The sequence below is a fragment of the Faecalibacter macacae genome, from assembly GCF_003687725.1.
Lineage (GTDB): Bacteria > Bacteroidota > Bacteroidia > Flavobacteriales > Weeksellaceae > Empedobacter > Empedobacter macacae.
Genome location: NZ_RDOJ01000012.1, coordinates 21,051 through 42,275, shown reverse-complemented (window position 1 = coordinate 42,275; position 21,225 = coordinate 21,051). Strand labels below are relative to the sequence as shown.

The following is a 21,225-nucleotide window of genomic DNA, read 5'->3' as shown; positions in this document are numbered from 1 at the left end:
TTCTAAACCAATAAATATACTGCATTAAATAAATTATTATCTCATCTAAAATCATAAAAAAACCTCCAGAAAAGTCTGAAGGTTTTTAATTATATATTTAAAAATTGTATTATTCTACAATTGTTAATTCGTCGATAATGTTAGTCGCACCAGCGTATTTGTCTACAACCCATAACACGTAACGAATATCTACAGAAATTGTACGTTGTAATTTTGGATCAAAGATTACATCACCAGCCATTGCTTCGATATTTCCGTCGAATGCTAAACCGATTAACTCTCCTTTTCCATTCATTACAGGAGAACCAGAGTTACCACCTGTAATATCGTTGTTTGATAAGAAGTTGATTGGCATATATCCATCTTTATCAGCGTAACGACCGTAATCTTTAGCTGCAGCTAATTCTAATAAACGCTTTGGATTTTCGAATTCTGCATCACCAGCTTTGTGCTTCGCTACAACTCCTTCCATTGTTGTGTAGTAGTTAGCAGGCGCATCTGGTTGACGGTTTGGATTTAAACTTTTTGGTAAAGCTTGGATTGATCCGTAAGTTAAACGTAAAGTTGAGTTTGCATCTGGATATAAAATATCACCGATTTTAGACTCGCGTAAACCTTTCACTAATAAACGGAAATTCTTTGCGTAAACTTCTTCTAATTGTGCTTGTTCTTCAGTTTTCTTTGCTTGACGCTCTACTAAAGAAGAAGATAAAATGTATAAAGGATCTTTCTTTAAAACCTCAACATCTGGAGAAATTAAGAAATTCTTCACTTGTGCAGCATCTGCAAAGAAAGAACGAGAAACCGCTTCTTCAACAAAAGATGTAAAATCGTTTCCGTTTCCTTTTGCTAATTCAGCAACGTAAGGTGATAAACCAGCTTCAGCTCCTTTAGAAGCATATAAATTTAATTGAGCAGCTAATACATCTTTCTCTAAAGGTAAGTGCATTTTACCGTAAATCGCTTCAATCATTGCCTCGATTTGAGGTAACATTTCAGCACGTTTTGCATCGTTTGCATCAGCATAATTTTCAATCGATTTACCTAAACGGTAAGGCGCAGATGCTAAAGCAGCAGAACGCATTAAGATAGCTAAGTAATTATTGTGACGCGCATCTAAATTAGTTTTAGCATAGTAATCATTTAAATTTTTGATTACATCTCCATATTCAGCTTTATTAGCTTTTTTGTTCGCCCATTTGTTAAATTTAGCCTCTAACTTAGATTTTTTCGCAACTGTTTGGTGCTCTTTTAAAGCCACAATCATTCCGTCACGGTTTTTCCAGTAGTTTGCTAAACCTGCAAATTTAGAAGCGTAATCGATATTTACTTTTTGATTTTGCTCTTGGTATTTTTTAATGTTATCCATACCAACTTTAGAAGCCTCTACCCAAGCTGGGTAAGCGTAATCGATGTTTTGAGCAACACCTTGCGCTGGCATCCAACGGTTAGTACGACCTGGGTAACCTAAAATCATAGCGAAATCATTTAACTTATAACCTTTTAAAGAAATTGGTAAATGGTGCTTTGGTTTTAAGGGAACATTGTTTGTTGAATAGTCTGCAGGATTTCCATCTTTATCTGCATAAACACGGAACATAGAGAAATCACCTGTGTGACGAGGCCACTCCCAATTATCTGTATCTCCTCCAAAACGACCAATCATATCTGGAGGTGTACCAACTAAACGTACATCTTGATAATCTTGGTAAACGAAGTAGTAATACTCGTTTCCTTGGAAGAATGAACGAACAGAAACCACATATTTTCCGTTTTCGCTGTTTTCTTTTTCGATTTTAGCAATTTCTCTGTTGATTGCTTTCTCACGATCAGCTTCAGACATTTTTTCATTTACAGTTCCTAAAATACGTTTAGAAACATCGTCCATACGAACGAAGAAACGAACTTTTAAATTATCTGGTTTTAACTCCTCAGATTTATTCTTTGCCCAAAATCCGTTTGTTAAGTGATCATTTTCTGGTGTAGATAATTGTGCAATATTTCCGTAACCACAGTGGTGATTCGTTAAAACTAAACCTTGGTCAGAAATAATTTCGGCAGTACATCCACCTCCAAATTGAACAATTGCATCTTTTAATGAATTATTGTTAATGCTGTAAATCTCTTCAGCAGTTAACTGTAATCCTTGCTTTTGCATATCGCGGTGATTTAAACGCTCAATGAACATTAAAAACCACATTCCCTCATCCGCTTTAAGCTTCATTGGGAAAAACAATACTGCAACAAGTGTTGATAGTAATAGTTTTTTCATTTCTTTTATACTTAATACGGTGCTAAAATACATTAGATATAATATTTGTCCTAACAATGTAGTTAAAATCAGTAATATTATACGGATTTGAATAAATAGTACATAAATTATTAATAATATTTCAAATATTTACTAACTCTATCATCTTACTCTATTTTTAAATAATATTCATAAAAAAAGGCTTATTCTAACGAATAAGCCTTTAATCTATAATAGTATACTATTAGTAAGTTGTTAAAGAAACAATATCTTGTGTAAATGAAGTTAATTTATCTGAACCATTTAAGAATTCTAAATTTACGATGAAAGAAAACTGTGTTACTTTTCCTCCACATTTCTCTACTAATTTAGCACAAGCTTCTGCCGTACCTCCTGTTGCTAACACATCGTCGTGTACTAAAATACGCATATCATTTTTTATATACGTTTCATTCACTTCAATTGTAGCTTGTCCGTATTCTAAATCATAAGATTGAGAAACTGTTGGAGGTGGTAATTTACCTGCTTTACGAACTAATATAAATGGAACTCCTAATTTTTGTGCAATCTGAATTCCGTATAAAAATCCTCTACTTTCTATTCCACAAACCGCATCAATTTTACCTTTCGCTTTTTCTACAAATGCATCTACGATATCGTTCGATAATTCTGCATCTAAAAATAATGGCGTAATGTCTTTATATTGAATACCTGGTTTTGGAAAATCTGCTACATTAGCGATTGTCTGATCAATACGACCTTGAAGAGTTGACATATTTAATATTATGTTTTGTTAAAGCCCAAAGTTAAAGAAAATCTACTATAAATAGTCTTCTTAGAATCCTAAACTTTCCCACATTTCATTAGGAATTCTTACAGGTCGCTTTGTTTCGGCATTTATACAACATAATGTTGTATATCCTTCATTAATCAATTTTTCTTGTTCATTATAAATCTTATAATCAACTTTTATACGCACCCCTTCCATTCTTTCATATACAATAGCCTCTATCGTAATCAATTCATCATATAAAGCACTACCAATAAATTTAGAATGTAAATCCAAAATTGGCATTTGTATTCCTTGCTTTTCCAATTCAGCATACGGATAACCTACATCACGTAACATTTCTGCTCTACCAATTTCATAAAATTCAGCATAATTTCCATGGTACACCACTCCCATCTGGTCTGTCTTAGCATAAGTTACACGGTGTTTTACTCGAAAAGTTTTCATTATAATATTGCTATAAATAAAATAAGCTATTCCTCTATATATAAAGAAATAGCTTATTCAGTAATTTTTTTGTAATCCATCCAACTAAAAGATGGAGAAGAATTTTGTTGATTATCTTCCCTAGAAAAATCGTATTGAATATGTATTAAAGTAGAAAAAGTTGGATTAGCAATTTCATAAACAAAAATACGAATCAATTCATTTTCTTGTGATTCAACAATATTTTTTAAAGAAAATTGATTTAATATCCCAATGTCTTTTAAATGAGATTCAATTTTAGTTGTTGCTTGGTCTAATTGTTCTTGTGTAAGTGTCATATTGCAAATTTATTCTAACTAAATTACACTTACAAATTAATGATAGATTTGAATAAATTATTTTGATATCATTTGATTCTAACTAATTATATTTATTGACAATATATAATACAAACTATTTTCTAATATATCAATACCTAAAGTGTTTTTTTTATTAAAAATTTGTTCACATTTTTGTAATCTATCGGTTGGTTTTTCACCTTACTGAGTTTCAATTCTTTAACTTTTAATTTTATTAATTTTTGGACTTAAGTATGACAATTACTGCAAACTCCGTGTGGGAAAACTGTTTAAAATACATCAAAGATAATATTGCTGAAGATGCGTTTAATACATGGTTTTTACCTATACGACCTGCAAAAATAAATGGTAATATTTTAACCATTCAAGTTCCTAGTAAATTCTTTTACGAATGGCTAGAAGAACATTACATCAAAATATTAAAAAGCGCCCTTCAACGTGAGTTAGGTAGCGATGCTAAATTGGTATATAGTATTTTGATGGATCAAAAGACTCAAGGTCGTGATCCTTACACTGTTCGCATTCCAAGTTCTAATAAAGAAAAGCCTCAACCACAAGAAGTTGATGCGCCAATACCTATGGATAAAACGAGATTAATGAATCCGTTTGTTATTCCTGGTTTACAAAAATTAAAGATTGACTCTCAACTAAATCCAAACTACACTTTTGATAATTTTATCGAAGGTGAATCTAATCGTTTAGCTCGTGCAGCAGGTCGTGCGATTTCAAAACGTCCAGGAGGAACATCATTTAACCCATTATTTATATATGGTAGTGTTGGTTTAGGAAAAACTCACTTAGTACATGCTATAGGTTTAGAAGTTAAAGAACTACACCCAGACAAAACAGTATTGTACGTATCAACCGAAAAATTTACACAACAGTTTATTGAAGCTGTTAAAAACAATAATCAAAACGATTTCATCCACTTTTATCAAATGATTGATGTATTAATTATGGATGATATTCAGTTTTTATCTGGAAAAACTAAAACGCAAGAAGTTTTCTTCCACATCTTTAATCATTTACACCAAAGAGGAAATCAGATTATCTTAACTTCTGACAAATCTCCAGCAGATATTCAAGATATGGAACAGCGTTTAATTTCTCGTTTCAAATGGGGATTATCAGCAGATTTACAAAATCCTGATTACAACACTCGTTTACACATCTTAAAACAGAAATTAGAGAAAGACGGAATTATTTTCCCAGATGAAGTAATGGATTATATCGCTCAGAATATTGATACCAATGTTCGTGAATTAGAAGGTTCATTAAACTCAATCATTGCTCAAGCAACATTAAATAAAAGAGAAATTACTTTAGAATTAACTGCTCGTACTTTATCTAAATTAGTACAAACAGCTCGTAAAGAAATTTCTATCGATTACATCCAAAAAACCGTTTGCGAATACTTTAAAGTTTCGATGGATGATATTCAATCAAAAACTCGTAAACGAGATGTGGTACAAGCAAGACAATTAGCCATGTATTTTGCAAAACAATATACTAAAGCGTCTTTAGCAAGTATTGGTTCACAAATTGGTAAAAGAGATCACGCGACAGTATTACACGCTTGTAAAACAGTTAAAAATTTACAAGAAACTGATAAAGCTTTCCGTGGTTACATCGAAGATATTTCTCGTAAAATTGCAGATTAATTTTTCCTATAAATTATCAATACAATGAAAATTTTAATGGTTTGCTTAGGTAACATTTGTCGTTCGCCTTTAGCTGAAGGAATTTTACAAGCTAAAGTTGGAGATAACCATTTAGTAGATTCTGCAGGGACAGGAGATTGGCATGTTGGTGAACAACCTGATCGTCGTTCTATTGCTGTTGCTAAAAAATATGGTGTAGATATTTCAGACCAAAGAGCAATGCACTTTAATCCTATTTTCTTCGAAGAATTTGATCTAATTTTTGCGATGGATAAACAAAATTCTATCGATTTACAACAATTAGCTCGTACTGAAGAAGAACGAAATAAAGTAAAATTAATCTTGAAAGAAGGTTTAGGAGAAGCAAATAATGTTCCTGACCCTTATTACGAAAATGATGAGGCTTTTGAACAAGTCTATCAATTATTAGATAAAGCAACAGACGGCCTTATCGAAAAATACAATTTATAATACCCAAAATGACAACTTCAAAAGTTTATCTTATCCCAAGTTTATTGGGAGAAAGTCCATATAATAGAGTTTTACCAGAGTTTAACTTAGAAATTATTCGTTCTATCAACACATTTGTGGTTGAAAACGAAAAATCTGCACGTAAATTCATCAAACAAGTTTGCCCAGAAAAAGTTCAATCTGATTTAGATCTTTACATTTTAGATAAAGATACAAATCCGCAAGAATTATTTGAATTGGTTAAATTATTAGACCAAGGAAAAACAATCGGAATTATTTCTGAAGCTGGATTACCTGCTGTTGCAGATCCAGGTGCACAATTAGTAAAAGTAGCTCAAGACAAAAAAATTCAGGTTGTTCCTTTAGTAGGACCATCTTCTATATTAATGGCTTTAATGGCTTCTGGAATGAATGGACAAAACTTCGCTTTTCACGGGTATTTACCAATAGACAAAAATGAACGTAAAAAACGTTTAGGACAGTTAGAAGCAGAAAGTTCTAGAACTGGAGTTGCACAAATATTTATGGAAACACCGTATAGAAACAATCAAATGATTGAAGATTTAACTAAAATCTTACGTACTGACACTAAAATTTGTGTGGCTTGTGATATTACTTTAGAATCTGAAGATATCAGAACAAGATCAATCAAAGATTGGAAAAACGAAAAATACGATTTCCATAAAAGACCAGCAATCTACGTGATGCAGGCCTAATTAATTGAATCTTTACTGTCAACCAAAACATCAGGTTGACGATCATTAGAAAAATCAAGCATTGCTTTAATATTTGCAAAGACCTCTCTGAATTTATGTTCATTGAGGTTTTTATATTTAGAGCCATCTGCATTATAACCTACACAATCAACACCCATCATTTTTCCTAAAAATGTAGCACGAGTTAAATGGAAATTCTGAGTAATATAGATAACTTTATCAAACTGGAATATATGCTTTACACGATAAACAGTACTATACGTATCCAGTCCACCAGTATCTAAATACGTTCTTTCAATCGGTACTCCATTTTCTAAAATATATTTCTCCATAACATCAATTTCATTAAAATTCTGATTCAATCTTTCACCAGAAAGAATAATAATATCAATTTTATGCGAATAATATAAATCTAAAGCTGTATCTAACCTATCTTTTAAGTAGGTACCTGGTGTTCCATCAGCATTTAATTTCGCACCAAAAACCACTCCTACTCTATATTTATTAGGAATATCAAATTTATCTTGAAAAATAAAACGAGAAGTATACGCTTGTAAAGCAATTAAAAAAACAAGTAACCCAATAGCTCCTAATATAAATATGGCTGAAACTCTTGTTACTATAAATTTTCCTATACGCATTTTCCTATTAAATAACCTTGTACAAAGATGATTTATCTGAATAATAAATCAAAAAAATAAAATGCTAATTTTATACTAAATTTGTAGACTTTTAAATTACAATGAAAAAATTAGATTTACGAACAGTTACTGTTGAACGCTATTTACAGGCATTGAGAGAAGGCGGTTCACTTCCTGCATTAGCAGATGCTGATGACGGATTTAAATATGTTTTAAAATTCAAAGGAGCAGGTCACGGACCACGTATGTTAATTTCCGAATTATTAGGAGGTGAAATTGCTCGTAAATTAGGCTTTAAAGTTCCTGAATTGGTTTTTGCTTTATTAGATGTTGATTTTGGTAGAACTGAAGCGGATGAAGAAATTCAGGATTTATTAAAATTTAGTGAAGGAACTAATTTAGCTTTACATTTCTTATCTGGTTCTATAAATTACGATCCGGCTGTAATGCCAGTTGATGATAAATTAGCCTCTCAAATTGTTTGGTTAGATGCATTTATTACCAATGTAGACCGAACGTATCGTAATACAAATATGTTGATGTGGAACAAAGAATTATGGTTAATTGATCATGGTGCTGCCTACTATTTTCATCATTCTTGGGACAATTGGGAAACATCAGCAAAAACTAAATTTCCGCAAATCAAGGATCATGTTTTACTTAAAAATGCAATAAAATTAGAGGAAGTTGATGCTGAATTTAAAGCTATTTTGACTTGTGATTTTGTGGACGAATTAGTCAATCTAATTCCTGATGAATGGTACGAAACTGAAGCTTATAATATGTCAATTTCTGAAATGAGAGAAACGTATAAAGCTTTCATCGAATTACGATTAGAACACTCTATTAACTTTATAAACGAAGCAAACGATGCCAGAAAAAATCTTGTATGAGTACGCCATCATCCGATTTGTTCCTAAAGTAGAACGAGAAGAGTTTGTCAATGTTGGTGTAATTGTTTTTTCGAAAAGAGAGAAATATTTAAAAGTAAAATACTTCATCAATGATCAACGAATCAATGCTTTTGCACACGATTTTGATTTATGTTTTATTGATTCTAATTTAAAAGCTTTAAGTCAGATTGCAGAAGGATCTAATGTTTACTCTGGTGTTTCGAAATTCGAAATTCAAGAACGTTTTCGTTGGTTAACTGCCGTAAGAAGTTCATGTATTCAAACTTCTCGCCCACATCCAGGTAAAACATATAATCTGGATAAACTATTGGAAAAATTATATCGTGAGCATGTCGTTTAAGTAATTAATAACCTATTAGTTAATTTTATTTACGTAACTTAGTGATATACATTTAATTTAAATTATTTATCGCCATGAGTACATTAAGAAACAAAGTTCAATTAATTGGACATGTAGGACAAGATCCAGAAATAAAAGTTTTGGACAACAACAAGAAATTGGCTCGATTGAGTTTAGCGACAAACGAAAGCTATTCCAATGCTAAAGGAGAGAAAGTAGAACAAACTACTTGGCATAATTTAGTCGTTTGGGGTAATTTATCAAACATCGTTGAGCAGCACGTTACAAAAGGAAAACAAATAGCTGTCGAAGGGAAATTATCGTATAACGATTATACAACCAAAGAAGGTATTGTGAAACATGTAGCTGAGATAGTCGTAGAGGAAATTATATTGTTATAATCCAAAACAGGAAATGGGAACCCAAGGCTTCCCATTTCTTATATAGTTAAATTGATATATTTTATCCTAACATACGAATTGCGGTTTTTAAACCATCAATAAACGTATCAATTTCTTCTTTTGTGTTGTAGATACCAAACGATGCACGTACTGTTCCAGGAATCCCGAAATGGTGCATAATTGGCTGCGCACAGTGATGCCCCGTACGAACTGCAATTCCTTTTTTATCTAAAATCATTCCGACATCCGATGAATGAACACCATCTAATTTTAAATTGAAAGAAACCGCTCCAGCGTGTTTTGCATCCTTAGCATAAATCACAACTTCTTCAAATTCTGATAAACGCTCAATTGTATAATTAACTAATTCTTCTTCGTAATCGTGAATCGCTTCAATACCGATTGAATTGATAAAATCTACTGCTGCTCCTAAACCGATTATACCGGCAACGTCAGGTGTTCCTGCTTCAAATTTGAATGGTAAACAAGCATATGTAGAAACTTCCATCGTAACATCTTTAATCATCTCTCCACCTCCATGGAAAGGTGGCAATTGATTTAAGATTTCTTCTTTTCCGTATAAAATTCCGATTCCAGTTGGTCCGTACATTTTATGTCCAGAAAACGCTAAGAAATCAGCATCTAAAGCTTGTACATCAATTTTTGTATGCGGAACAGATTGCGCACCATCAATTAAAACCCAAGCACCTTTTGCGTGTGCTTTTTTGATAATTGTTTCAATTGGATTTACAACTCCTAACGCATTCGATACTTGATTAACACAAACCAATTTCGTTTTATCCGTTAATAATTCGTCCAATTTCGCAATATCTAAAATACCTTCAGCCGTTAACGGAATGTATTTTAACTTTGCTCCGGTACGTTGAGTAACCAATTGCCAAGGCACAATATTCGAATGATGTTCGATTTCAGTAATGATAATCTCATCATCAGCCGTTAATAATTGACCAATTGTATTCGCTACTAAATTGATTGATTCTGTTGTACCACGTGTAAAAATAACTTCATGATCGTGTTTAGCATTGATAAAAGCCTGAATCTTACGACGAGATTCTTCCATTAAATCAGTTGCTTCCTGGCTTAATGTGTGAATTCCGCGATGAACATTCGCATTGTATTTTTCGTAATATTCGTCTAAAACATCTAATACAACTTTTGGCTTTTGAGAAGTAGCTCCGTTATCAAAGTAAACTAATGGTTTCCCATTAACTTCACGATTTAAAATTGGAAATTGACTTCTTATATTTTGAATATCTAATGACATTATTATAAAGTTTTAAGTTATGAATTATGAGTTATGAGCTTTCTCAAAATTAAGAACAAAAAAAGTAAGTATTCAAAATTGCTTTAAATACTTACTTTATATTTTAAAATAAGTTTACTTAAAACTTATTACTTAATACTTATAACTCAAATATTAATTTAATTCGAAATCAATATCTACACCTAATTTAGCTGCAATCATATGATTTACGACATTTTGTATTTCTTCAATTGCTACACGTTGTAAAGCATCAGATGCAAAAGCATATAATAATAAAGCTTTAGCTTCTTTTTGTGGAATACCACGTTGTTGCATATAGAATAAAGAATCTTCTGCTAACTGACCAACAGTACATCCGTGAGAACATTTTACATCATCAGCAAAAATCTCTAACTGAGGTTTTGTGTTGATCGAAGCAGTATCAGATAATAATACGTTGTTATTTTGTTGGAACGCATTTAATTTCTGAGCTTCTTTGTGAACGAAAATTTTACCGTTGAAAACACCTTCAGATTTACCATCATAAATTCCTTTGTATAACTCGTGAGATTCACAGTTAGGGAAATTATGCTCAACAAATGTGTGGTGATCCACGTGTTGTTTATTCTCGATCATTGTAATACCATCCATTACAGAATTACAGTTTTCTCCGTTTTGGAAGAAGTTTAAATTGTTACGAACAATTTTCCCTCCAAAGGCAAATGTGAAAACGTGTGCACGAGAATCGCGTTCTTGGTTGATGTATGTATTATCAATTAACGAAACGTTATCTGTATCGTTTTGGAATTTATATAAGAATAAATCAGCGTTTTTACCTACGTTAACTTCCGTTAATGCATTCGTTAAGTTTGCAGTTTCGTTTAAAGTAACGTGTTTCTCGATGATTTGAACTTTCGCTTGATCTCCAATTACAACTAAATTTCTTGGTTGTAATAAAGCTTCTTGCGTATTTCCTGTTGCGATATATAACACTTCGATTGGTGTTTCTACGATTTTATTTTTAGCAACTTGTACGAAAAATCCTTCCGTTGCATACGCATTATTTAAAGCAACAAATGCTTCATTTTTTAATGCAATTTTTCCGTAGAATTGTTCTACAACTTCTTGGTAAGGAGCATCAACTAAAACCTCGCTTAAAGGTTTAATTGTAACTTCTTCTGAATCGATAGAAGATAATGCTGCATCAAATTTACCGTTTACGAAAACAACTTTGTTTGAGTCTAAGTTGTTTACAAATAAACCGTTGATTGTTTCAGCATCAACTGTTGCTTCTTCAGCGTTTAAAGTATAATCTACTTTTACTAAAGGTGCAACATTTGTATATTTCCATTCTTCGTCCTTACGTTTTGGGAAACCTTCGTTATTGAAGATTTCAATCGCTTCCTTACGCAATCCATCCACGGTTGGATTTGTTTGGTTCGCTTCTAAAAACGCATTATGACGAGAAACTAAATTTTCTTTTAAATCAATCATCTTTTATTAGATTTTAGATTCTAGATTCTAGATGTGAGATTTTAGATGTGAAATATTAGATAAACTAATTTCTAACTCCTAATTTCTAACTTCTAACTTCTAAAATAATTAGATTCCTGCCTCTTCTTTAACCCAGTCGTATCCTTTTTCTTCTAATTCTAAAGCTAATTCTTTACCTCCAGATTTGATGATTTTTCCGTCCGCTAAAACGTGAACGAAATCAGGAACGATGTAGTCTAATAAACGTTGGTAGTGTGTAATTACTAAAACTCCGTTGTTTTCATTTTTGAAAGCGTTAACCCCTTCAGCAACGATACGTAAAGCATCGATATCTAATCCAGAATCAGTTTCATCTAAGATTGCTAATTTTGGGTTTAACATTAACATTTGGAAAATTTCGTTACGTTTTTTCTCACCACCAGAGAATCCTTCATTTAAAGAACGAGATAAGAAATCTTTTTTGATACCTAATAACTCAGCTTTCGCACGAATTTCTTTTAACATTTCTGAAGCTCCCATTTCTTCTAAGCCTTGCGCTTTACGCGTTTCGTTGATAGAAGTTTTGATGAAGTTTGTTACAGAAACACCAGGAATTTCAATTGGGTATTGGAACGACATGAAAATACCTTTTTGCGCTCTTTCTTCTGGAGCTAATTCTAAGATCGATTCGTCATCTAATTGAATATCTCCGTCAGTTACTTCGTAATCTTCTCTACCTGTAATAACATTAGATAAAGTTGATTTACCAGCACCGTTTGGTCCCATAATTGCGTGAACCTCACCTGGATTGATTTGTAAATTTAAACCTTTTAAAATTTCGCGCTCCTCGATACGAGCGTGTAAGTCTTGTATATTTAATAACATTTTTATTCAGATTTGAGATTTGAGATGTCAGATTTTAGAACTGCTCATCTACTAACCTTATATTATTGTTAATTTCTAACTACTAAATTCTAACTTCTAGTTTCTAAAAATTATCCTACAGAACCTTCTAATGAGATTTCTAATAATTTTTTAGCCTCTACAGCGAACTCCATTGGTAATTTATCTAATACCTCGCGGCTGAAACCGTTTACAATTAAAGCAATTGCTTTTTCTGTATCGATACCACGTTGGTTACAGTAGAATAACTGATCTTCACCAATTTTTGAAGTTGTTGCTTCGTGTTCTAATTGAGCTGTTTTGTTCTCAATTTCGATGTAAGGGAAAGTATGAGCTCCACATTCGTTACCCATTAATAATGAATCACACTGAGAGAAGTTACGAGCTCCTTCAGCACCTTTCATTACTTTCACTAAACCACGGTAAGAGTTTTGAGATTTACCAGCAGAAATACCTTTCGAAATAATTGTAGACTTCGAATTCTTTCCGATATGAATCATCTTAGTTCCAGTATCCGCTTGTTGGTAGTGATTAGTTACAGCGATTGAGTAAAACTCACCTGCTGAATTATCACCTTTTAAGATACAAGATGGATATTTCCAAGTTACGGCAGAACCTGTTTCAACCTGAGTCCAAGAAACTTTTGCATTTTTCTCACAAACTGCACGTTTAGTTACAAAGTTGAATACACCTCCTTTTCCGTTTTCATCACCTGGGAACCAGTTTTGAACTGTTGAATATTTAATTTCAGCATCATCCATGATTAATAACTCAACTACTGCAGCGTGTAATTGATTTTCATCACGCATTGGTGCTGTACAACCTTCTAAGTAAGATACGTAAGAACCTTCGTCTGCGATTAATAATGTACGCTCGAATTGTCCTGTACCTGCTGAGTTGATACGGAAGTACGTTGATAATTCCATTGGACAACGTACACCTTTTGGAATATAACAGAAAGAACCATCAGAGAAAACCGCAGAGTTTAAAGCTGCATAGAAATTATCTGTTGGAGGTACTACTTTACCAATGTACTTCTTAACTAATTCTGGGTGCTCTTTGATAGCCTCAGAAATAGAACAGAAAATAATTCCTTTTTCTAAAAGTGTTTCTCTAAACGTAGTTTTTACTGAAACTGAATCAAAAACTACATCAATAGCTACTCCAGTTAAACGTTTTTGTTCGTCTAAAGAAATTCCTAATTTCTCAAAAGTTTTTAATAATTCAGGATCAACTTCGTCTAAACTTGCTAATTCTTTTTTAGGTTTTGGAGCAGCATAATATTGGATTGCTTGAAAATCTGGCTTTTCGTAAGTTACGTTCGCCCATTCAGGCTCTTCCATTTTTTCCCAAGCACGGAAAGCTTCTAAACGCCATTCCGTCATCCATTCTGGCTCCTCTTTTTTTGCTGAAATAGCACGCACGATGTCTTCATTTAATCCAACTGGGAATTCTTCATATTCCATTTCAGTCGTCCAACCAAACTCATATTGTTTTTGGCTAGCAAGATCTTCACGTAGATCGTCTTCTGTATATTTTGTGTTACTCATTTTCTAAAACATTGTATAGGCAAACGTAAATTCTATAGGCTTTTCTTGTAAAGCCGGATTGCCTAAATAATTGAAACTTTTAATACGGTTTTCTTTATCTAAAGAAATATGGAACTTTTCTTTTCCTTGTAATACGATTGCAAATTTGTTTGTTCCGATTGATTTAATTTGAGATTCTTCTCCTTTTAATAAATTAATCTTTAACGTATTTGCATCAACTTCTGGAACATAGTCTGTAATTACCAATGGAATTTTAAAATTCGCATCATTGAAACAAACTTTATTAATGTCTTGACCAATTGATCGTGTAATACGACAATTATGCATCAAGCGATCTTCTGTACCTACGTTGTTTTCTGTATATACTTTCTTTAAAAGAACATTACCTTCTAACCAAACAATTTCAAATTTTTGATTTGGTTTTTCGATATACATTTTATCATCATTGTAATAAAATGTGTTTAGTATTGCATTTTTTCCTTGGTAATGAATTACCTCTTTTGCAATTACACCTTCTTTATAATCGTATTTTACTTGTAAAGCATTCCCAATTTGTTCACTAATCTCGAACATATCAAGTGTTCCATCCTGGTTATAAAGCGCTTTGTAAACAGGCGTTTTAATCTTAGGATTCGCATTACTTGTAATTGTAATGGATTTAACTCCTTTATAATTTACATCTAAAGCATTTATAAAGTGTTTTACTCCAAAAATTCCAAAAAACATATTCTCTGCATAAGCCGAATTTACTTTTTTAGAATCTTCATTTACATTAAATGTCTTTAAAGTTTCAGAATTGATGGTTTTCTGAGCGAAAACCATCAAACCTTGTATCATTAAGACTATGAATGCAAACTTTTTCATAAGATTAAACTGCGAAGCTTTCACCACATCCACAAGTTCTACTTGCATTTGGATTGTTAAAAACGAATCCTTTTCCGTTTAATCCTCCTGAATATTCTAAAGTCATACCTACTAAGTATAAGAATGATTTCTTATCAACTAAGATTTTCACTCCGTTATCTTCGTATAACTTATCTTCTGGTAGTTGTTCTTTATCAAACTTTAAGTCGTAAGATAATCCTGAACATCCTCCACTTGTTACACCTACTCTTACAAAAGACTCTTCGATAGAAGATCCTTCTTCTTGCATAAGTGAAGCGATTTTATTTTTAGCTTGTTCTGTTACTTTAATCATCTTGAATAAATCTTTTTATGATTCTTATATATTACAAAATTACGATTTAGAAATAGATTAAATAAGCATATAATATAAATTATAACAATAGCTTAACTACTTAAATCTATATCTTTAAACCTAATTGATTTCTTGTTCTTTTTAAAACACTTTGTGCAACTTCACGTGCTTTAGAAGCTCCAGTTTCTAAGAAAGCGTCTAATGTTGCTTTATCTTCCATTAACTCATTGAATTTTAAACGAGCAACTGCGTATTTTTCTAAAATCAATTCGTATAATGCTTGTTTTGCATGACCGTATCCATAACCACCTTTTAAGTAGTTTTCACGCATTTCTTCAATTTGCTCTGGAGATGCTAATAATTTGTAAATCGCGAAAACATTGTCTGTATCTGGATTTTTTGGATCTTCCAAAGGAGTCGAATCCGTTTCAATAGACATTACTTGTTTACGTAATTGTTTTTCTGGTAAGAAAATATTGATGAAATTATTACGAGATTTACTCATTTTATTCCCATCAGTACCAGGAATAATCATTACTTGCTCGTCAATTTTTGCTTCTGGAATAACAAAAGTTTCTCCCATTTGGTTATTGAAACGAGATGCTACATCACGTGTAATTTCTAAATGTTGTAATTGATCTTTTCCTACTGGAACTACATTTGCATCGTATAATAAAATATCAGCTGCCATTAAAATTGGGTAAGTAAATAACCCTGCATTAACGTCTGCTAAATAATCTTGCTTGTCTTTGAAAGAGTGTGCTAAAGTTAATCGTTGGAATGGGAAAAAGTTTAATAAATACCACGTTAACTCTGTTGTTTCTGTTACATCTGATTGACGGTAAAAAGCTACTTTTGAAGTATCTAATCCTAAAGCCAACCAAGTAGCAGCAACTTCGTAAGTGTTTTGTTTTAAAACCTCCGCATCCTTAATTTGTGTTAAAGAATGTAAGTCTGCAATAAAGATAAATGAATCATTTCCTTCTTGTTGAGTCATTTCAATCGCTGGTTGAATTGCACCTAAAATATTTCCTAAGTGCGGAGTTCCAGTCGCTTGAATTCCCGTAAGCACTCTAGCCATTTCTGTTGATTTTTATAAGTTAGCAAAGATAATGTTTCAATGCCAATCAGCGAAATTTAAACGAAAGTTTATGGGAATTTTATTTTTAATGATTAAAAATTACTAATCATCAAAAAATGTAGAACGAATTTTGCGATAAGGCCAAGTAATTGTATTAATTACTCGTTGCTTAAAAGTTGGTTTATAGATAATTTCTCCCAAAATCAAATCATCAGGATGTTCTAATGGTATTATTATTTCTTGTGAAAGTTCTTCTTCTTTATATAAAATTTCAATTCTATTTTCAGATTCTTTCGCAATCAAAACATATGTTTTCAAATTTTTCGGAACTTTTAATTCAAATTCTCCATTTTCATTCGAAAATGATTCGATCGGAAAATCCTTTAACGTAATTTTTGAATCCATAATTGGAAATCCATTCGCATCACTAACTCTTCCTTTTATCTGAATAGAATCTTGCTGACCAAAAACATTTGTTACAAATAATCCAAAACCAACCATCAACAATCTTAGTCTTATTAAAGATGATAGAAATTGAGGTTTTACTACCATCTTACCACACAATTTGCCTTCTCTTTTAACTAATTTAAGAACCTGATTTTCTGAAAGCTGATCTAAATTATAAACATGCTTTTTACACAAAGAACAATACTTTGCACGATCATTACCTCCTAAATTGTTCCAGTTTTTACGACAAGGTCGTGGAATTTCGATCATAATTCTTAAGATTTTGTTAAAAATAATCATTTTTTAAAAATAATTAAAATACTAACCAACCTTTTTAAAAATACTCGCATCTATTCATTGAATCGATTCACAAACCCTTAAAATTTTATTAATATGGAAAACAGAAAATTTTTAGATATACTTTTCGAAAATCGAAATAAATCTTACGGTGCTTATGAATTAAGAATTACAGAAAATCAATCTTTAATGAAAGCTTTATTCATTGGATTTGGAATTGTTGGTTTAGGAATGGGAGGATTTGTTTATTCAAACAAAATGGATAAAATTAATTATACAAATCATGATAAAACAGTTACAATTGTTTTAGACGGAATTCCACCTTATGAAATGGAAAAAGAAAAAATTGTTGAACCACCAGTAGAACCACCAACAGAAGTAAAACGAGAACAATTAGACACAAAACAGATCAAGGAAATAATGCCTACTCCTACTGAAGCTCCAAAAGAGCAAGAAACTATTGTAGATCGTAAAGATTTAGAAGGTGCTGATTTAGGAGCTGAAAATAGAGAAGGAACAATTGCATCTACAGGACAAGTTGGTGGAGGTGACGTTAGTGAAGGTGATAAAAATGTATCTGGATCACAAAATAATGCTGAAATTCCGAAAGGACCTGAAACGAAAGCACCAGAAGTTGTAAAAAAAGCTATTACTACTAAAAGTGCAAAAGTTATGGCAATTTATCCTGGTTGTGAGAAAGAAGCGAAAAACGGAAATGAAGCTTTAACAAAATGTTTAAGTGATAAATTATCGAACGAATTATCTTACAATATGGATGATTATGCTGCGATTGCTGAAAGAGAAAACAAGACGAATGCAGTTGCGAAAATGCAATTTATTATCAATAGAAATGGAGAGATTACGCAAGTAAAATCGGCAAATGGTAGCGATGTTTCTTTAGGGAAAGAAGCGAAAAAAGCGTTAGAAAAAATCAATAAAGATTTGCAACGAAAAGGTAAAAAAATTAAACCTGCGAAATATCAAGATGATACAGATGCTGACTTAATTTTCTCAATTCCGGTTCGTTTTCAACAAATGTAATAATACAATTTTTAGTGTTTCTATAATAAAGTAGAGGTTCGGATTTCGTTCTTCTACTTTATATTTTAATACAGATTTAACTAAAAATATTCCAATAACACTTATCATAACTTTATTAAAAGCTTAGATTTTTGTATTTTCGTAGCATATATGAATAAAAATATTGCCTACGGAATTATTGGTCTCGGATATGTTTTAATCGGGATTTTTACTTGGACTTTTAAATATTTTATCATTCAATTGGATGATATCAAAGCTACTTTATTCGGAATTCTATTTATCATTTATGGTTCATTTAGAGTTTACCGTGCAATAAAAGGATACAGAAATGATCAAAAATAAAATATTAGCATTAGGTGGAATTTTAGCCATCTCATTATTTACAAATTCTTGTAATAAAAAAGAAGAAGTAAAAGTTGAAGAAAGTAAAACCAAAGGAATTGATAAACCTTTACATACTTATGGTACTTTAAAAATCACAGCTGATCCTAGTTACGAAAACGTAGTAAAGGCAATCACTTCAATGTATCAAATTGATTATCCTGAAGTAAAATTTGATTATGATTTTAAAATTGAAGAACTTGCAATTCAAGATTTATATGAAGGAAAATCTGAATTTGCCATTGTAAGTAAACCTTTAACTAAAGATCAGGAAACTTACTTATTCAATAAAACTAAAATTTTATACAAGGCATCACCAATTGGGATGGACGCTACAATTTTTGTTACTTCTATCGAAAATCCAATAGAATCTATAAGTGTAAAAGATATTAAAGCAAACGTTTATAATGAAAACCCTGACATCAAGTTAGTTTTTGATTATCCTAACTCTGCTAACTTTAATACATTAAATGATCGTTTAGGTATTACTCCTCCAAAAGGACAAGCTATTAAAGCATTAAAATCTGCTGAAAATGTGATTGATTTTGTTCAGAATGATAAAAAAACGATTGGTATTATTGGTTTAAACACTTTATCTGATACAGATAATCCTAAAGTAAAAGATTATTTAACAAAAGTTAAAATATTGAAAGTTGTAAACGATAAAGGTGAAATTTTTGAACCTATTAATCCTAATTTAAGAAATGGAAAATATCCATTCCATCGTTTAATTTACTTCTTAAAAAATGAAAAAGGGTTTGGAATTGCTGCTGGATTAACTCGTTTTACTGGTTCGCAACAAGGACAATTAATTATCTTGAAAGAGAATTTACAGCCTTATTATTTATACAAACGTGAAGTTCAAATTAATTCAAATTCACTTGAGCCAAAGAAAGAAATTAAAGCTAATTAATATAAAAAAGCACCACAATCAAAATTGATTTTGGTGCTTTTTCTTTATATAATATCTATTACTTGTTAGAATTTAAATTATGTTTATTAATCGTATCAATTATAGCTTGTTTCATATAGATATTCAATTTTATCTCATCATAAGTTTTGAATACTTTTAGTAATCGATTAGAATAAATTACAGGCGTATTTGATTTTATTTTTAAATCCGCACGTTCGGTAAATACAATTATTGAATAAAAATCTATCGGTAATAAACCTTTTAATACGTAATGCATCGCATAAATATGTCCTTGATTCTGTTTGATAGGATTATATAACTTAAACTTCTTTTTATATAAATACTGCGTCCAATATTCATTGTATTCAGAACCATAAATAGAACCTTTATAATTCTTCGTTTCAATTACAAAAATCCCATAATCAGAAACGATAATATGATCTATTTGCGAACTTTTTCCTTTAATATCAAATACTACATCATTGAAAATAGTATATCTATTTTTATCTAATTTCTTTAATTTCTTTCTAACTTCTCTCTCCCCTATATTTCCTAATATCTTTGCTGATGAAGGTGGAAAAAACACCAAATACAACATGGCGATAATTAGAATAATAAAAATCACAAAACCCATAATCTCACTTCAAAATGAGTGCAAAGGTAATTGATATGACAAAAACAAAAAAAGGGCTCGAAAAATCGAACCCTTTTATATTATTATCAAGTAATTTTTAGTAATATCTATCTCCCCAAGGATTTTGTAAATCAAACCCAAGACTAAATAAGAAACCTTGTTTACGTCCATCTACTTGGAAATCTGACAACCCTATATCGTAAGCCATACCCGCTTTTAACGAACCAACTTTTACTTTTAACATTGGCGAAACAAATAAAGGCTGATTGCCATTGTTGTCTAATCCTTGTTTATATCCAACTCCTACTCCTACACCTTGACCATTATCTCCGAAGCCGAAATTCGCTAATAAATTAACATCTAAATGACGATCTGAATTTGAGTTTAAGTTATAGACCACAGATGGTTCTAAACGAATTCCTTCAGTTATATACCAATTATATCCTAAATTAAAGTAATACCAAGTAGGTAAAGGTTCTATATTATTCATAAAATATAAATTTTCACCTAATGGAATATCTAAAATTGACATTCCTGCAGTAAAATTCATATACTTTACAGATAAACCTAAATTTAAGAAAAATGCGTTATAAGAATCTGTTTGTAAAGCAGGATCATTTGGATTTTCAGCAACTACTCTTGAAAAATCAAATCGTTGAGAAACATTTGAAGCTCCAACCCCAAAAGAGAATGCACTTTCTTCTGCTTCTTCAGAATATGAACGATCATCTAAAGGAATATGATATGCAGCAGTTAAATTAAACCCTGTAAGTTTAGTTGCTCCATTTCTGTCATTAAAAAAGTACGCACCAACTGCTAAACGATCCACGATAGTTCCGTGTGCACTTACTGTTTGTGTGCTTGGGCTATCTGGTAAATCATCCCATTGATTTCTATGCGTTCCGTTGATAGAAATTACATTAGGATCTTGACCTGCATATGCTGGATTAATTAGCATTTTATCACCAACTAAATAGTGATTATAAAATGGCAAACCTTGTTGAGCATACACGTTCTTAACAGAACATAGTAGTAAACATAGTATAGCGAACTTTTTCATATTGTGTTAATTA

24 protein-coding genes are annotated in these 21,225 nt (G+C 31.5%); 9 read left to right on the top strand and 15 right to left on the bottom strand.

Going from position 1 to position 21,225, the window contains the following annotated elements:
- Window positions 1-109: 109 nt before the first annotated feature.
- From EAH69_RS09400 to EAH69_RS09385, 4 genes are all read right to left on the bottom strand, one after another.
- The gene (locus EAH69_RS09400; protein WP_121934948.1) at window positions 110-2,272 is read right to left on the bottom strand and encodes a S46 family peptidase; all 2,163 of its coding nucleotides are present in this window, start codon (window positions 2,270-2,272) and stop codon (window positions 110-112) included.
- Window positions 2,273-2,495: 223 nt separating this feature from the next.
- A complete protein-coding gene (locus EAH69_RS09395) occupies window positions 2,496-3,026 on the bottom strand; it encodes an adenine phosphoribosyltransferase (RefSeq protein WP_121934947.1) in 531 nt (176 codons plus the stop codon).
- A gap of 60 nt (window positions 3,027-3,086) precedes the next feature.
- Window positions 3,087-3,488, bottom strand: coding sequence for an acyl-CoA thioesterase (locus EAH69_RS09390; RefSeq protein WP_121934946.1), 402 nt, complete (start codon window positions 3,486-3,488; stop codon window positions 3,087-3,089).
- Window positions 3,489-3,541: 53 nt separating this feature from the next.
- The gene (locus tag EAH69_RS09385) at window positions 3,542-3,805 is read right to left on the bottom strand and encodes a hypothetical protein (RefSeq protein WP_121934945.1); all 264 of its coding nucleotides are present in this window, start codon (window positions 3,803-3,805) and stop codon (window positions 3,542-3,544) included.
- 254 nt (window positions 3,806-4,059) lie between these two features.
- Here EAH69_RS09385 and dnaA point away from each other — a divergent pair, with 254 nt between their 5' ends.
- Genes dnaA through EAH69_RS09370 form a run of 3 tightly spaced genes read left to right on the top strand, consistent with a single transcriptional unit; the run spans window position 4,060 to window position 6,674 of the window.
- Entirely contained in the window at window positions 4,060-5,487 is a 1,428-nt protein-coding gene (gene dnaA / locus EAH69_RS09380) for a chromosomal replication initiator protein DnaA (protein WP_121934944.1), read from the top strand.
- 24 nt (window positions 5,488-5,511) lie between these two features.
- Window positions 5,512-5,958 carry a low molecular weight protein-tyrosine-phosphatase gene (locus EAH69_RS09375; RefSeq protein WP_121934943.1) on the top strand — a complete coding sequence of 149 codons (447 nt, stop codon included), beginning with the start codon at window positions 5,512-5,514 and terminating at the stop codon, window positions 5,956-5,958.
- Between the two features lie 8 nt (window positions 5,959-5,966).
- Window positions 5,967-6,674, top strand: coding sequence for an SAM-dependent methyltransferase (locus EAH69_RS09370; protein ID WP_121934942.1), 708 nt, complete (start codon window positions 5,967-5,969; stop codon window positions 6,672-6,674).
- Here EAH69_RS09370 and EAH69_RS09365 read toward each other — a convergent pair.
- A complete protein-coding gene (locus EAH69_RS09365) occupies window positions 6,671-7,315 on the bottom strand; it encodes a SanA/YdcF family protein (RefSeq protein ID WP_121934941.1) in 645 nt (214 codons plus the stop codon). The genes EAH69_RS09370 and EAH69_RS09365 overlap by 4 nt on opposite strands.
- A gap of 101 nt (window positions 7,316-7,416) precedes the next feature.
- On the opposite strand from EAH69_RS09365, the gene EAH69_RS09360 reads away from it, so the two are divergent.
- From EAH69_RS09360 to EAH69_RS09350, 3 genes are all read left to right on the top strand, one after another.
- Window positions 7,417-8,208, top strand: coding sequence for a HipA family kinase (locus EAH69_RS09360; RefSeq protein ID WP_121934940.1), 792 nt, complete (start codon window positions 7,417-7,419; stop codon window positions 8,206-8,208).
- Window positions 8,186-8,569 carry a DUF3037 domain-containing protein gene (locus EAH69_RS09355; protein ID WP_121934939.1) on the top strand — a complete coding sequence of 128 codons (384 nt, stop codon included), beginning with the start codon at window positions 8,186-8,188 and terminating at the stop codon, window positions 8,567-8,569. Before EAH69_RS09360 ends, EAH69_RS09355 begins: the two co-directional genes overlap by 23 nt.
- Before the next feature lie 74 nt (window positions 8,570-8,643).
- Window positions 8,644-8,970, top strand: a complete 327-nt coding sequence (locus EAH69_RS09350; protein ID WP_121934938.1) for a single-stranded DNA-binding protein — start codon at window positions 8,644-8,646, stop codon at window positions 8,968-8,970.
- Window positions 8,971-9,031: 61 nt separating this feature from the next.
- Here EAH69_RS09350 and EAH69_RS09345 read toward each other — a convergent pair whose 3' ends face one another.
- From EAH69_RS09345 to EAH69_RS09310, 8 genes are all read right to left on the bottom strand, one after another.
- Complete coding sequence (locus EAH69_RS09345) at window positions 9,032-10,255, bottom strand: aminotransferase class V-fold PLP-dependent enzyme (protein WP_121934937.1); 1,224 nt, start codon at window positions 10,253-10,255, stop codon at window positions 9,032-9,034.
- 153 nt (window positions 10,256-10,408) lie between these two features.
- Complete coding sequence (sufD, locus tag EAH69_RS09340) at window positions 10,409-11,728, bottom strand: Fe-S cluster assembly protein SufD (protein ID WP_121934936.1); 1,320 nt, start codon at window positions 11,726-11,728, stop codon at window positions 10,409-10,411.
- Between the two features lie 108 nt (window positions 11,729-11,836).
- Window positions 11,837-12,592, bottom strand: a complete 756-nt coding sequence (gene sufC, locus EAH69_RS09335) for a Fe-S cluster assembly ATPase SufC (protein ID WP_121934935.1) — start codon at window positions 12,590-12,592, stop codon at window positions 11,837-11,839.
- A 110-nt stretch (window positions 12,593-12,702) separates the two neighbouring features.
- Window positions 12,703-14,160 carry a Fe-S cluster assembly protein SufB gene (gene sufB, locus EAH69_RS09330; protein ID WP_121934934.1) on the bottom strand — a complete coding sequence of 486 codons (1,458 nt, stop codon included), beginning with the start codon at window positions 14,158-14,160 and terminating at the stop codon, window positions 12,703-12,705.
- A 3-nt stretch (window positions 14,161-14,163) separates the two neighbouring features.
- Entirely contained in the window at window positions 14,164-15,072 is a 909-nt protein-coding gene (locus EAH69_RS09325; RefSeq protein WP_230466767.1) for a hypothetical protein, read from the bottom strand.
- On the bottom strand, window positions 15,029-15,358 hold the full coding sequence (locus tag EAH69_RS09320; protein WP_121934932.1) for a HesB/IscA family protein: 330 nt from the start codon (window positions 15,356-15,358) through the stop codon (window positions 15,029-15,031). The genes EAH69_RS09325 and EAH69_RS09320 overlap by 44 nt, the downstream gene beginning before the upstream one ends.
- Window positions 15,359-15,464: 106 nt before the next feature.
- Window positions 15,465-16,439 carry a tryptophan--tRNA ligase gene (gene trpS, locus EAH69_RS09315; protein WP_121934931.1) on the bottom strand — a complete coding sequence of 325 codons (975 nt, stop codon included), beginning with the start codon at window positions 16,437-16,439 and terminating at the stop codon, window positions 15,465-15,467.
- Window positions 16,440-16,541: 102 nt separating this feature from the next.
- On the bottom strand, window positions 16,542-17,186 hold the full coding sequence (locus EAH69_RS09310; RefSeq protein ID WP_121934930.1) for a carboxypeptidase-like regulatory domain-containing protein: 645 nt from the start codon (window positions 17,184-17,186) through the stop codon (window positions 16,542-16,544).
- Window positions 17,187-17,279: 93 nt separating this feature from the next.
- Between EAH69_RS09310 and EAH69_RS09305 the strand changes: the two genes are divergently transcribed.
- The 3 genes from EAH69_RS09305 to EAH69_RS09295 all read left to right on the top strand — a co-directional run bounded on the left by EAH69_RS09305 (window position 17,280) and on the right by EAH69_RS09295 (window position 19,518).
- Window positions 17,280-18,224 (top strand): energy transducer TonB, encoded by a 945-nt coding sequence (locus EAH69_RS09305; RefSeq protein WP_121934929.1) that lies wholly within the window; start codon window positions 17,280-17,282, stop codon window positions 18,222-18,224.
- A gap of 150 nt (window positions 18,225-18,374) precedes the next feature.
- Window positions 18,375-18,566, top strand: a complete 192-nt coding sequence (locus EAH69_RS09300) for a C4-dicarboxylate ABC transporter (RefSeq protein ID WP_121934928.1) — start codon at window positions 18,375-18,377, stop codon at window positions 18,564-18,566.
- Window positions 18,553-19,518, top strand: coding sequence for a PstS family phosphate ABC transporter substrate-binding protein (locus EAH69_RS09295; protein WP_121934927.1), 966 nt, complete (start codon window positions 18,553-18,555; stop codon window positions 19,516-19,518). Before EAH69_RS09300 ends, EAH69_RS09295 begins: the two co-directional genes overlap by 14 nt.
- A gap of 58 nt (window positions 19,519-19,576) precedes the next feature.
- On the opposite strand, the gene EAH69_RS09290 is transcribed toward EAH69_RS09295, so the two are convergent.
- Together EAH69_RS09290 and EAH69_RS09285 are read right to left on the bottom strand one after the other, a co-directional pair.
- Window positions 19,577-20,152, bottom strand: a complete 576-nt coding sequence (locus EAH69_RS09290) for a nuclease-related domain-containing protein (RefSeq protein ID WP_121934926.1) — start codon at window positions 20,150-20,152, stop codon at window positions 19,577-19,579.
- A 97-nt stretch (window positions 20,153-20,249) separates the two neighbouring features.
- Window positions 20,250-21,212, bottom strand: coding sequence for a PorP/SprF family type IX secretion system membrane protein (locus EAH69_RS09285; protein WP_121934925.1), 963 nt, complete (start codon window positions 21,210-21,212; stop codon window positions 20,250-20,252).
- Between the last annotated feature and the right edge of the window lie 13 nt (window positions 21,213-21,225).

What these genes read in the sequence shown, in the direction of transcription:
- EAH69_RS09355 (WP_121934939.1), top strand. Translation starts at nt 8,186, where the DNA reads ATGCCAGAAAAAATCTTGTATGAGTACGCCATCATCCGATTTGTTCCT.
- EAH69_RS09350 (WP_121934938.1), top strand. Translation starts at nt 8,644, where the DNA reads ATGAGTACATTAAGAAACAAAGTTCAATTAATTGGACATGTAGGACAA.
- EAH69_RS09400 (WP_121934948.1), bottom strand. Translation starts at nt 2,272, where the DNA reads ATGAAAAAACTATTACTATCAACACTTGTTGCAGTATTGTTTTTCCCA.
- sufC (WP_121934935.1), bottom strand. Translation starts at nt 12,592, where the DNA reads ATGTTATTAAATATACAAGACTTACACGCTCGTATCGAGGAGCGCGAA.
- EAH69_RS09365 (WP_121934941.1), bottom strand. Translation starts at nt 7,315, where the DNA reads ATGCGTATAGGAAAATTTATAGTAACAAGAGTTTCAGCCATATTTATA.
- EAH69_RS09390 (WP_121934946.1), bottom strand. Translation starts at nt 3,488, where the DNA reads ATGAAAACTTTTCGAGTAAAACACCGTGTAACTTATGCTAAGACAGAC.
- EAH69_RS09320 (WP_121934932.1), bottom strand. Translation starts at nt 15,358, where the DNA reads ATGATTAAAGTAACAGAACAAGCTAAAAATAAAATCGCTTCACTTATG.
- EAH69_RS09375 (WP_121934943.1), top strand. Translation starts at nt 5,512, where the DNA reads ATGAAAATTTTAATGGTTTGCTTAGGTAACATTTGTCGTTCGCCTTTA.
- dnaA (WP_121934944.1), top strand. Translation starts at nt 4,060, where the DNA reads ATGACAATTACTGCAAACTCCGTGTGGGAAAACTGTTTAAAATACATC.
- EAH69_RS09295 (WP_121934927.1), top strand. Translation starts at nt 18,553, where the DNA reads ATGATCAAAAATAAAATATTAGCATTAGGTGGAATTTTAGCCATCTCA.
- EAH69_RS09370 (WP_121934942.1), top strand. Translation starts at nt 5,967, where the DNA reads ATGACAACTTCAAAAGTTTATCTTATCCCAAGTTTATTGGGAGAAAGT.
- sufB (WP_121934934.1), bottom strand. Translation starts at nt 14,160, where the DNA reads ATGAGTAACACAAAATATACAGAAGACGATCTACGTGAAGATCTTGCT.
- EAH69_RS09385 (WP_121934945.1), bottom strand. Translation starts at nt 3,805, where the DNA reads ATGACACTTACACAAGAACAATTAGACCAAGCAACAACTAAAATTGAA.
- EAH69_RS09290 (WP_121934926.1), bottom strand. Translation starts at nt 20,152, where the DNA reads ATGGGTTTTGTGATTTTTATTATTCTAATTATCGCCATGTTGTATTTG.
- EAH69_RS09325 (WP_230466767.1), bottom strand. Translation starts at nt 15,072, where the DNA reads ATGCAAGTAGAACTTGTGGATGTGGTGAAAGCTTCGCAGTTTAATCTT.
- trpS (WP_121934931.1), bottom strand. Translation starts at nt 16,439, where the DNA reads ATGGCTAGAGTGCTTACGGGAATTCAAGCGACTGGAACTCCGCACTTA.
- EAH69_RS09345 (WP_121934937.1), bottom strand. Translation starts at nt 10,255, where the DNA reads ATGTCATTAGATATTCAAAATATAAGAAGTCAATTTCCAATTTTAAAT.
- EAH69_RS09360 (WP_121934940.1), top strand. Translation starts at nt 7,417, where the DNA reads ATGAAAAAATTAGATTTACGAACAGTTACTGTTGAACGCTATTTACAG.
- EAH69_RS09300 (WP_121934928.1), top strand. Translation starts at nt 18,375, where the DNA reads ATGAATAAAAATATTGCCTACGGAATTATTGGTCTCGGATATGTTTTA.
- sufD (WP_121934936.1), bottom strand. Translation starts at nt 11,728, where the DNA reads ATGATTGATTTAAAAGAAAATTTAGTTTCTCGTCATAATGCGTTTTTA.
- EAH69_RS09395 (WP_121934947.1), bottom strand. Translation starts at nt 3,026, where the DNA reads ATGTCAACTCTTCAAGGTCGTATTGATCAGACAATCGCTAATGTAGCA.
- EAH69_RS09285 (WP_121934925.1), bottom strand. Translation starts at nt 21,212, where the DNA reads ATGAAAAAGTTCGCTATACTATGTTTACTACTATGTTCTGTTAAGAAC.
- EAH69_RS09305 (WP_121934929.1), top strand. Translation starts at nt 17,280, where the DNA reads ATGGAAAACAGAAAATTTTTAGATATACTTTTCGAAAATCGAAATAAA.
- EAH69_RS09310 (WP_121934930.1), bottom strand. Translation starts at nt 17,186, where the DNA reads ATGATTATTTTTAACAAAATCTTAAGAATTATGATCGAAATTCCACGA.